We start from the raw sequence: 12,061 nt of genomic DNA, 5'->3' as shown, positions 1-12,061 counted from the left end.
GACCACACCCACCAACTCATCGCCCCCTGGCACGACCGCCTCTCCGTCGCCGCCGTCAACGGCCCCACCGCCGTCGTCGTCAGCGGCGACAACGACGCGATCGAGGAACTGCTCGCCGCGGACCCGACCGCCCGCCGGATCCCGGTGGACTACGCCTCGCACTCGGCGCAGGTCGAGCGGATCCGCGAGCGGCTGCTCTCCGACCTGGCCGGCCTGCGCCCGACGGCGGCCCGGCTGCCGTTCTTCTCCACCGTCGACGGCCGCCGGCTGGGCGGCGAGGAGCTGGACGCCGGCTACTGGTACCGCAACCTGCGGCAGACCGTGGAGTTCGAGGCCGCCACCCGGGCCCTGCTGGCCGACGGCTTCCGCTACTTCGTGGAGGCCAGCGCGCACCCGGTGCTGACCTTCGGTGTGCAGCAGAGCGCCGAGGCCGCCGAGGTGGAGGCGGCCGCACTCGGCACGCTGCGCCGCGACCAGGGCGGACTCCCCCGCTTCCTGCTGGCCCTCGGCGAGGCGCACGCGGCGGGCCGCTCCCCGCACTGGCCGGCCCTCTACGGCGCGCCGCGCGGCGGCCGGCCGGTCGAGCTCCCCGGCTACGCCTTCCAGCGCCGCCGCTACTGGCTCCAGGCCCCCGACCGGCCGCGTCCGGCGACCGATCCGGCCGGCGAGCGGTTCTGGTCAGCGGTGCGCGAGGGCAACCTCGCGGAGCTGACCGACACGCTGGGCGTCGAACCGCAGGCCCCGCTGAGCACGGTGCTTCCCGCGCTGGCGGACTGGCACGCCCGCAGCCGCGAGCAGGAGCGGGTGGACTCCTGGCACTACCGGGTGACCTGGCGGCGGCTGGCGGCCGGTACGGACGACGCCGCGCCGAGCGGGCGGTGGCTGCTGCTGGTGCCCGCCGCGCGGGCCGACCACCCGCTGGTCGCGGCCTGCACCCGGGTGCTGGCCGGCACCGAGCTGCTGACCGTCGAGCTGGCCGAGGCCGACACCGGGCGCGCCGTGCTGGCCGAGCGGCTGGCCGGACCGGCCGCCGCTCCGCTCGACGGGGTGCTCTCGCTGCTGGCACTGGACGAACGGCCGCACCCGGCGCACCCGGTGGTCCCGGTCGGCCTCGCGCTGAACCTGGCGCTGGTCCAGGCGCTGGCCGACCTGACGGTGGGCTGCCCGCAGTGGTGGGCGACCGCCGGAGCGGTCGCGGTCGGACCGCAGGACGGCCCGCCGAAGCCCGGCCAGCAGCTGAGCTGGGGACTCGGCCGGGTCGCGGCGCTGGAGTACCCGCGCGCCTGGGGCGGCCTGCTGGACCTCCCCGAACAGCTGGACGACCAGGGCGCGGCCCTGCTGGGCCGGCTGCTGGCCGGGGCCGGCGACGAGGACCAGGTGGCGGTGCGCCGGGACGGCGGCTTCGGGCGGCGGCTGGTCCGCGGCACCCGACGTCAGGCCCGCACCGGGGCCCGGCAGCCCTGGCAACCGCGCGGGACCGTGCTGATCACCGGCGGAACCGGCGGGATCGGCACCCAGATCGCCCGCTGGACGGCCAGGACCGGCGCCGAGCACCTGGTGCTGGCCGGCCGGGCCGGGCCGCAGGCGCCCGGCGCGAGCGAACTCGCGGCGGAGCTCACCGCACTCGGCTGCCGGGTCACCCTGGCCGCCTGCGACGTGGCCGACCGGGCGGCACTGGGCGCCCTGGTGGAGCGGCTGCGCGCCGACGGCGAGCAGATCCGCTCGGTGCTCCACGCGGCCGGCGCCGGCCTGCTGGTGCCGCTGGCCGACACCGACCTGCCCGAGTTCGCCGACACCCTGTACGCGAAGGTCGGCGGCGCGGCCAACCTCGACGAGCTGTTCCGGGACACCGAGCTGGACGCCTTCGTGCTGTTCTCCTCCATCTCCTCGATCTGGGGCAGCGCCGTCCACGGCGCCTACGCCGCCTCCAACGCCTACCTGGACGCGCTGGCCGAGCGCCGGCACGCGCAGGGCCTGGCCGCCACCTCGGTGGTCTGGGGCATCTGGAGCCCGGAGGGCGGCGCGGGCATGGCCGCGCAGCTGGTGGAGGAGCAGTTGCGGGCGCAGGGCGTGGTGTTCATGCCGCCCGCCCTCGCGGTGACGGCCCTCCAGCAGGTGCTGGACGGCGACGAGGTGGTGCCGATCGTCGCCGACGTGGACTGGGGCAGTTTCGCACCGGTCTTCACCTCGGCGCGGCCCAGCCCGCTGATCGGGGACCTGTCCGAGGTGCGGGTGGCGCTGGCCTCCGAACCCGCCCCGGACGAGCCGGCCGGCACCGCGGGAGAGCTGCGGGACCGGCTGCGCCGGCTCCCCGCCGCCGAACGGGACCGGGAGCTGACCGAGCTGGTGCGCTCGGTCGCCGCCGGGGTGCTCGGCCACGACTCGGCCTCCGCCGTCGACTCGGCGCGGGCCTTCCGCGACCTGGGCTTCGACTCGCTGACCGCCGTGGAGATGCGCAACCGGCTGAACACCGCGACCGGGCTGCGACTGCCGGTGACCGTGGTCTTCGACTACTCCTCCGCGAGTGCGCTGGGCCGGCACCTGGCGGCCGAACTCTTCGGCGCCGGGGCGCCCGCCCCGGAGGCGGCCGTCACGGCCGTCACCACCGTCGCGGCGGACGAGGACCCGGTCGTCATCGTGTCGATGAGCTGCCGCTACCCCGGCGGCATCGACTCCCCCGAACGGCTGTGGCAGGCGCTGGCCGGCGAACTCGACGCGATCGGCGAACTGCCCGCGGACCGCGGCTGGGACCTGGCCGGCCTCTTCGACGCCGACCCCGACCGCCCGGGCACCAGCTACAGCACCGCCGGCGGCTTCGTGCACGGCGCCGGCGACTTCGACCCGGCGTTCTTCGGCATCTCGCCGCGCGAGGCACTGGCCATGGACCCGCAGCAGCGCCTGCTGCTGGAGACCTCCTGGGAGGCGCTGGAGCGCGCCGGCATCGACCCGAGCACCCTGCGGGGCTCCCGGGTCGGCGTGTTCGCCGGCGCCGCCTACCAGGGCTACGGCGGCAGCATGGACCGGGTGCCCGACGAGCTGGAGGGCCTGTTCATCGCGGGCGTGTCGACCAGCGTGCTGACCGGGCGGGTGGCGTACACCCTGGGCCTGCGCGGCCCGGCGGTGACCATCGACACCGCCTGCTCGTCCTCACTCGTCGCCGTCCACCTGGCGGCCCGGGCGCTGCGCGCCGGCGAGTGCACGCTCGCGCTGGCCGGCGGCGCCGCGGTGATCGGCACCCCGCTGTCGCTGACCGGCTTCAGCCGCCAGCGCGGCCTGGCCGCCGACGGCCGGTGCAAGTCCTTCTCCGCCGAGGCGGACGGCTTCGGGCTGGCCGAGGGCGTCGGCCTGCTGGTACTGGAACGCCTCTCCGACGCGCGGCGCAACGGCCACCCGGTGCTGGCGGTGCTGCGCGGCTCCGCGGTCAACCAGGACGGCGCCAGCAACGGCCTGACCGCCCCCAGCGGCCTGGCGCAGCGCGAGGTGATCCGCCAGGCCCTGGCCGACGCCGGGCTGACCGGCGCCGAGGTCGACGCGGTCGAGGCGCACGGCACCGGCACCCGGCTCGGCGACCCGATCGAGGCCGACGCGGTGCTGGCCACCTACGGGCAGGACCGCCCGGCGGACCGGCCGCTGCTGATGGGCTCGCTGAAGTCGAACATCGGGCACACCCAGGCCGCCGCGGGGGTCGGCGGGATCATGAAGATGGTGCTGGCGATGCGGCACGGCGTGCTGCCGCGCTCGCTGCACCTGGGTGAGCCGTCGCCCAACGTGGACTGGACGGCGGGCGCCGTCGAGCTGCTGACCGAGGCCCGCCCCTGGGAGGGCGGGGCCGAGCGGCCGCGCCGGGCCGGGATCTCCTCGTTCGGGCTGAGCGGCACCAACGCGCACGTGATCGTCGAGCAGCCGCCGGCCGAACCGCCGGCCGCCGAGCGGGCCGCCGCCCGCCGGGCCGTGCCGTGGCTGCTCTCCGGACGCAGCCCGGAGGCGCTGCGGGCGCAGGCCGAGCAGCTGCGCACGCTGGCCGAGCAGGGCCAGGAGCCGGTGGACGTGGGCTGGTCGCTGGCCACCACCAGGACCTCCTTCGAGCACCGCGCGGCCGTGGTCGCCACCGAGCCGGCCGAGTTCGCGCGCGGGCTGGACGCGCTGATCGCCGGCCGCACCGGGGCCGGCCTGGCCCGGGGCGTGGCGGGGCAGCACGGCCGCACCGTCCTCGTCTTCCCCGGCCAGGGTTCGCAGTGGGTCGGCATGGCCCTCGAACTCCTGGACACCGAGCCGGTGTTCGCCGAGCGGCTGGCGCAGTGCGAGCGGGCCCTGGCGCCTTACACGGACTACTCGCTGCTGGAGGTGCTGCGCTCGGACGACCCGATGGACCGGGTGGACGTGGTGCAGCCGGTGCTGTTCGCGATGATGGTCTCGCTCGCCGCCCTGTGGCGCTCGTACGGCGTCGTGCCGGACGCGGTGGTGGGCCACAGCCAGGGCGAGGTCGCCGCCGCGGTGGTGGCCGGCGCGCTGAGCCTGGAGGACGGCGCCAAGGTGGTCGCGCTGCGCAGCCGGGCCCTGCGGGTCCTGGCCGGGCGGGGCGCGATGCTGTTCGTGCCCATGGCGGTGGAGGAACTGACCGGCCGGCTCGCCGCGTTCGGCGACCTGATCGGGGTGGCGGCGGTCAACAGCCCGACCTCGGTGGCGCTCTCCGGCGATCCGGCCGCGCTGGCCGAGCTGTCGGACGCGCTGTCGGCCGACGGCGTGATGAACTGGCGCGTCCCCGGTGTGGACTTCGCCGGGCACTCGGCCCAGGTGGAGGAGATCGAGCAGGAGCTGCTGACCCTGCTGGCGGACGTGTCGCCGCGCGCCGGCGAGAGCGTCTTCTACTCCACCGTCACCGGTGGGCCGCTGGACGGCGGGCTGCTGGACGCCGGCTACTGGTACCGCAACCTGCGCCGGCCGGTGGAGTTCGGGCGTACCGCCCGCGCGCTGCTGGCCGACGGCTACGACGTGTTCGTGGAGTCGTCCACGCACCCCGCGCTGACCGTCTGGCTGGAGCAGGCCGCCGAGGCGGCGGGCACCGGCGCCGCGGTGGCCGGCACGCTGCGCCGGGACGAGGGCGGCCGGGAGCGGTTCCTCACCTCGCTGGCCGAACTGCACGTGCGGGGCGCCGCGGTGGACCTCGCCGCGCCGTTCGCCGGCGCGTCGGCCCGGCGCACCGAGCTGCCCACCTACCCGTTCCAGCGTTCCCACTTCTGGATGGTGCCCGAGGCGGACGGGCAGCCGGAGGCGGCGCCGCTGGACGAGGGTTTCTGGAACGCGGTGGGCCGCGGGGACGCGGCCGCGCTGGCCGACTCGCTGCGGATCGAGGACGCCGGCACCCGCGCGGCCCTGAGCGGTGTGCTGCCCGCGCTGGGCGACTGGCTCGGGCGCAGCCGGGACCGCGCCGCGGTGGACGGCTGGCGCTACCGGGTCCAGTGGCGGCCGCTGACGGCCGTCACGGGCTCCGGCCCCCGGGGGAGCTGGCTGGTCGCCGTCCCGGCGTCGGCGGCGGACCACCCGCTGGTCGCGGACTGCGTCCTGGCGCTGGGCGAGCACGGTGCCGAGGCGGCGGTGCTGGCGGTCGCCGACGCCGACCGGGCCGCACTGGCCGCGCGGCTGGGCGAGCTGCGGCCGGACGGCGTGCTGTCGCTGCTGGCGCTGGACGAGCGGCCGCACGCGGAGGGCACCGCGCTGCCGGCCGGACTGGTCGCGCTGGTGGCGCTGCTCCAGGCGCTCGGTGACGCCGCCCCGGACGCCTCGCTGTGGTGCGCGACCAGCGGCGCGGTGTCGGTGGGCCGCTCGGACCCGCTGAGCGGCCCCGCGCAGGCGACGGCCTGGGGCCTCGGCGGGGTCGCCGCGGTGGAGTACCCGCAGCGCTGGGCCGGGCTGGTGGATCTGCCCGCCCGGCTCGACGACCGGGCGCGGGCCCGGTTGGCCGGGGTCCTGGCCGGCGGCGAGGGCGAGGACCAGGTGGCGGTGCGCTCCGCCGGCCTGTTCGCCCGTCGGCTGGTCCCGGCCGGGACCGGCGCGCGCACCCCGGCGCGGGCCTGGACGCCACCGGCGGACGGCACGGTGCTGGTCACCGGCGGCACCGGCGCGCTGGGCGCGCGGGTGGCCCGCTGGCTGGCCCGGGGCGGGGCGCGCCATCTGCTGCTGACCGGCCGCCAGGGCCCGGCGGCGCCGGGTTGCGCCGAACTCGTCGCCGAGCTCGCCGAGTCGGGGGCGGAGGCCACCGTGGTGGCGTGCGACGTCTCCGACCGGCAGCAGGTGGCGACGCTGCTCGCCGGCATCCCGGCCGAGCTGCCGCTGCGCGCGGTGGTGCACGCGGCGGGCGTGCTGGACGACGGCGTGCTGGACACGCTGACGGCGCAGCGGGCGGCGCACGTGCTGCGGCCCAAGATGGACGCGGCGCTGCACCTCGACGAGCTGACCCGGGACCACGAGCTGTCGGCCTTCGTGCTGTTCTCCTCGCTGGCCGGCACGCTGGGCGGCACGGGGCAGGGCAGTTACGCGGCGGCCAACGCCTTCCTGGACGCCCTGGCCGAGCAGCGCCGGGCGGCCGGACGGGCGGCCACCTCGGTGGCCTGGGGCCTGTGGGGCGGGGAGAGCCTGGCCGGCGGCGCGGTGAGCGAGCGGCTGATCCGCAACGGCCTTCCGGCGATGGACCCCGATGCCGCGCTGGTCGCCCTTCAGCAGGCACTGGACCACGACGACAGCGCGGTGGTGGTGGCCGACTTCGCCTGGGAGCGGTTCGTCCGCGCCTACACGGCGCTGCGACCCAGCGCCGTACTGAAGGACCTGCCGCAGGCCGCGGCGGGCGCCGCGACCGCCGGTGAGGAGTCGTCGCCGGCCGCCCGGCTGGCCCGACTGCCGCTGCCCGAGCGCCGGGCGGCGCTGGGCGAGCTGATCCGCGGCGAGGTCGCCGCGGTGCTGGGCCACGCGGATCCGTCGGCGATCGAGCCCGAGCGGGTCTTCAAGGACATCGGCTTCGACTCGCTGACCGCCGTGGAACTGCGCAACCGGCTGGCCGAGGCGACCGGACTGCGACTGTCGGTCACCCTGGTCTTCGACTTCCCGACCACGGCCGTGCTCACCGACCACCTGCTCGCCCGACTCCCGGGCGGCGACCCGGCGGCGGCCGAGGCGGCGGTCCAGGCCGCGGACGAGGCGGCGGCAGCCGTCGAGGCCGCCCCGGACGCGGCCGACGACCCGGTCGCGATCGTCGCGATGGGCTGCCGCTTCCCCGGCGAGGTGCGCTCGCCGGAGGACCTGTGGCGGCTGCTGATGAGCGGCACCGACGCGATCTCGGGCTTCCCCACCGACCGCGGCTGGGACCTGGAGGGCCTCTACGACCCGGACGGCGCGACGGTCGGCACCACCTACGCCCGCGAGGGCGGCTTCCTGTACGACGCCGCCGACTTCGACCCGGCGTTCTTCGGGATCTCGCCGCGCGAGGCGGTCTCGGTCGACCCGCAGCAGCGGCTGCTCCTCGAAGTGGCCTGGGAGGCGTTCGAGCGGGCCGGGATCGACCCGACGACGCTCAAGGGCAGCCGGGGCGGGGTCTTCGTCGGCTCCAGCTACCGGGACTACGGCTCCCGGATGACCAAGCCGTCGGAGGAGTTCGAGGGCTACCTGGGCATCGGCAGCGCCGGCAGCGTGGCGTCGGGGCGGATCGCCTACACCTTCGGTCTGGAGGGCCCCGCCGTCACGGTGGACACCGCCTGCTCCTCGGCGCTGGTGGCCCTGCACCTGGCCGCCCAGGCGCTGCGCGCCGGCGAGTGCTCGCTGGCGCTGGCCGGCGGCGTGACGGTGATGGCCCGGCCGGACGCGTTCGTCGAGTTCAGCCGCCAGCGCGGGCTGGCGCCCGACGGCCGGTGCAAGCCCTTCGCCGCGGCCGCCGACGGCACCGCCTGGGCCGAGGGCGCCGGGCTGGTGCTGCTGGAGCGCCTCAGCGACGCCCGCCGCAACGGCCACCCGGTGCTCGCCCTGGTCCGCGGCTCGGCGGTCAACCAGGACGGCGCCAGCAACGGCCTGACCGCCCCCAACGGCCCCTCGCAGCAGCGGGTGATCCGCCAGGCGCTGGCCTCGGCGGGCCTGTCCGCCGCCGAGGTCGACGCGGTGGAGGCGCACGGCACCGGCACCAAGCTGGGTGACCCGATCGAGGCGCAGGCCCTGCTGGCCACCTACGGACAGCAGCGCGGGGACGAACGACCCCTGCTGCTGGGCTCGTTGAAGTCCAACATCGGCCACAGCCAGGCCGCCGCCGGCATCGCGGGCGTGATCAAGATGGTGCTGGCGATGCAGCACGGGATCCTGCCCGGCACCCTGAACGTCGACCGGCCCTCGCCGTTCATCGACTGGACCGCGGGCGCCGTGGAGCTGCTCACCGAGCACACCGCGTGGCCCGCCACCGACCACCCGCGCCGGGCCGGTGTCTCCTCCTTCGGTGTCAGCGGCACCAACGCGCACACCGTGCTGGAGCACGTCCCGGCCGAGGCGGCGGAGCCGTCGGTTCCCGCCGGGGGACCGTGGCTGCTGTCGGCCCGGACCCTCGAGGCGCTGCGCGGGCAGGCCGCCCGGCTGCTGGCGCACGAGCGGACCGGACCGGACCGGGACCCGGGCGCCGCGCTGGCCGCCGGACGGGCGGGCTTCGAGCACCGCGCCGTGCTGCTCGGCGCCGACCGTGCCGCGCGCGCCGGGGCACTCGCCGCGCTGGCGGCCGGCACCGAGCACCCCGGCGTGGTCACCGGCACCGCCGGCCGGCCCGGCAGGACCGCCTTCCTGTTCTCCGGACAGGGCAGTCAGCGGCCCGGCATGGGCCTGGAGCTCTACCGCTCCCAGCCGGTCTTCGCGGACGCCTTCGACCGGGTCTGCGCCGCACTGGACCCGCTGCTGGAACGCCCGCTGCACGAGGTGATCGCGGACGGCGAGGCCCTGGCCCGCACCGAGTACACCCAGCCGGCCCTGTTCGCGCTCGGCACCGCGCTGTTCGAGCTGGCCGGGCACTGGGGCATCACCCCCGACTACCTGCTCGGCCACTCGATCGGCGAGCTCACCGCCGCCCATGTCGCCGGGGTGCTCTCACTGCCCGACGCGGCCGCCCTGGTGGCGGCCCGCGGACGGCTGATGCAGGCGATGCCGGCCGGCGGCGCGATGGTGGCGCTGACCGTCTCGGCCGAGGAACTGGCACCGATGCTCGCCGAGCGGGCCGACCTCCTCTCACTGGCCGCCGTCAACGGCCCGGCCTCGACCGTGGTCTCCGGCGACCCGCGGGCGGTGGCGGAACTCGCCGCGCACTGGGAGGCCCTGGGCCGGCGCTCGCGCCGGCTGCGGGTCAGCCACGCCTTCCACTCCCCGCACATGGACGGGATGCTGGCCGAGTTCCGCGCGGTGGCGAGCACCCTGGAGTTCCGCCCGCCGCGGATCCCGCTGGTCGCCAACCGGACCGGGGCCCTCGCCACCGCCGAACAGCTGGCCTCCCCCGAGCACTGGGTCGACCAGGTGCGCGGCACGGTCGAGTTCCGGGCCGGCATCGACCGCCTGGAGGCGGCCGGCGTCGACCGCTACCTCGAACTGGGTCCGGACGGCTCACTGACCGGGCTCGGCCAGGACTGCCTGGCCGAGCGGTCACCCGGCGCGCTGCTGGTTCCGCTGCTGCGCCGCGACCAGCCCGAGGAGGCGGCACTGACCGCCGCGCTGGCCCGGTTGCACGCCCACGGCACACCGGTGGACTGGAGCCGCCGCTTCCCGCCGACAGCCCCGCGCGAGGCCGCCGGCCTGCCCACCTACGCCTTCCAGCACCGGCGCTACTGGCTGGAGGCGACCGCCCCCGAGGCCGACCTGCCGTCGGCCGGGCTGCTGGCGGTGGACCACCCGCTGCTCGGCGCGGCGGTCGAACTGGCCGGCGGCGAGGGCTTCCTGTTCACCACCCGGCTCTCCTGCCGGACCCAGCCGTGGCTGGCCGACCACCGGGTCTTCGACGGCGTGCTCTTCCCCGCCACCGGCTTCCTGGAACTGGCCGTGCGGGCCGCCGACCAGGCGGACTGCGGACAGGTCGAGGAACTGACCCTGCAGGCCCCCCTGGTGCTCTCCGCCACCGGCGGCACGGTGCTCCAGCTCCTGATCGGCGCCCCCGAGCCGTCCGGCGCCCGGAGCCTGACGGTGTACGCCCGGCCGGAGGACGGCCCCGAGGAGGAGTGGACCCGGCACGCCGACGGCCTGCTCGCCCCGGCCGCGCCCGCCGAGCCCGAGGACCTCGCCCAGTGGCCGCCGGCCGGCGCCGTCCCGCTGCCCGTCGACGGCCTGTACGAGCGGTTCGCCGCCGGCGGCTTCGGCTACGGCCCGGCGTTCCAGGGCCTGCGCGCGGCCTGGCGCCTCGGCGAGCAGGTGTTCGCCGAGGCCGAGCTGCCGGACGGCCCGCGCGGCGAGGCCGGCCGCTACGGCCTGCACCCCGCGCTGCTGGACGCCGCCCTGCACGCACTGGTCTTCGACGTCCTGCCGGGCACCGGGCCCGAGGGCGAGAGCCAGGGGTGGCTGCCGTTCTCCTGGACCGGCGTCGCCCTGCACGCCCGGGGCGCGGCGTCGGTCCGGCTGCGGCTGACGCCCACCGGGCGCGACTCGGTGGCCGTGCTGGTCGCCGACAGCACCGGACGTCCGGTCGCCTCGGCCGAGTCGCTGGTGCTGCGCCCGGTCTCCGCCGACCAGGTGCGCCCGGCCCGCACCGCCCTCCACGAGGAGCTGTACCGGGTCGAGTGGAGGCGGCCGGCCCTGCCGGACACCGACGCGGCGACCTGGACCGAGCTGCCGGCCGGCGGGCGCGTCGCCGACCTGCTCGCCGCCGACGGGCCGGTGCCCGCACTGGTGCTGGCCCGCTGCGGGCAGGAGGGCACCGGGCCACTGGCCGACGCCGTGCGGGCGGCCACCGGGCACGCGCTGGAGACGGTCCGCGACTGGCTGGCCGAGGACCGGCTGGCCGGCAGCACCCTGGCGCTGGTCACCGAGGGGGCCGTCGCGACGCAGCCCGGCGACGACGTGTCCGACCTCGCGCAGGCCGCCGTCTGGGGCCTGCTGCGCTCGGCGCAGACCGAGAACCCCGGCCGGTTCGTCCTGCTGGACCTCGACGACCTGCCCTCCTCCCGGGCGGCGCTGGGCGCGGCGCTGGCGAGCGGCGAGCCGCAGGTCGCGCTGCGCGACGGCGCGGCCTTCGTACCCCGGCTGGCCCGGGTGCCGCGCGCCGAGGACCCGGCCACGCCGGCCTGGGATCCCGAGGGCACGGTACTGGTCACCGGTGGCACCGGCGCGATCGGCGCCCATGTCGCCCGGCACCTGGTGACCGAGCACGGCGTGCGGCACCTGGTGCTGACCAGCCGCAGCGGCCTGCTGGCCGAGGGCGCCCCGGAGCTGCGCGACGAACTGACCCGGCTCGGCGCGCTGGTCGAGGTGGCCGCCTGCGACGCCGCCGACCGGCAGGCGCTGGCCGCCCTGCTGGACGGCCTGCCGGCCGAGCACCCGCTGACCGCCGTGGTGCACGCCGCGGGCGTGCTGGCCGACGGCCTGGTCGCCGAGATGACGCCCGAACAGCTCGACACCGCGCTGCGCCCCAAGGTCGACGCGGCCGTCCACCTGCACGAGCTGACGGAAGGGACCAAGCTCTCCGCGTTCCTGCTCTTCTCCTCACTGGCCGGCGTCTTCGGCGGCATGGGCCAGGGCAACTACGCGGCGGCCAACGCCTTCCTCGACGGCCTGGCGCACCGCCGCCGGGCCCGGGGGCTGACCGCCGGCTCGCTGGCCTGGGGCCTGTGGGCGAACAGCACCGGCATGACCGGCGGCCTGGACGAGGCCGACCTGCGGCGGATCGCGCGCGGCGGGATCGTCGCCTTCGCCCCGCGGGAGGGCCTGGAACTGTTCGACGCGGCGCACGGCGTGGACGAGGCGATGGTGCTGCCGGTCCGGCTGGACACCCGGGCGATCGCCGCGCAGGCGGGCACCGGCGGCGTCCCCGCCCTGCTGCGCGGCCTGGTCCGGGCGCCGGCCCGGC

1 protein-coding gene is annotated in these 12,061 nt (G+C 77.2%); it reads left to right on the top strand.

Features of this window, described 5'->3' with window-relative positions; genetic code table 11:
* The coding region (locus ABZY91_RS39595) for a type I polyketide synthase (protein WP_355408810.1) at positions 1–12,061 on the top strand (12,061 nt) is incomplete at both ends.

The organism is Kitasatospora sp. NPDC002965, from assembly GCF_040611255.1.
Lineage (GTDB): Bacteria > Actinomycetota > Actinomycetes > Streptomycetales > Streptomycetaceae > Kitasatospora.
This window is presented reverse-complemented; position numbering and strand designations above follow the sequence as displayed.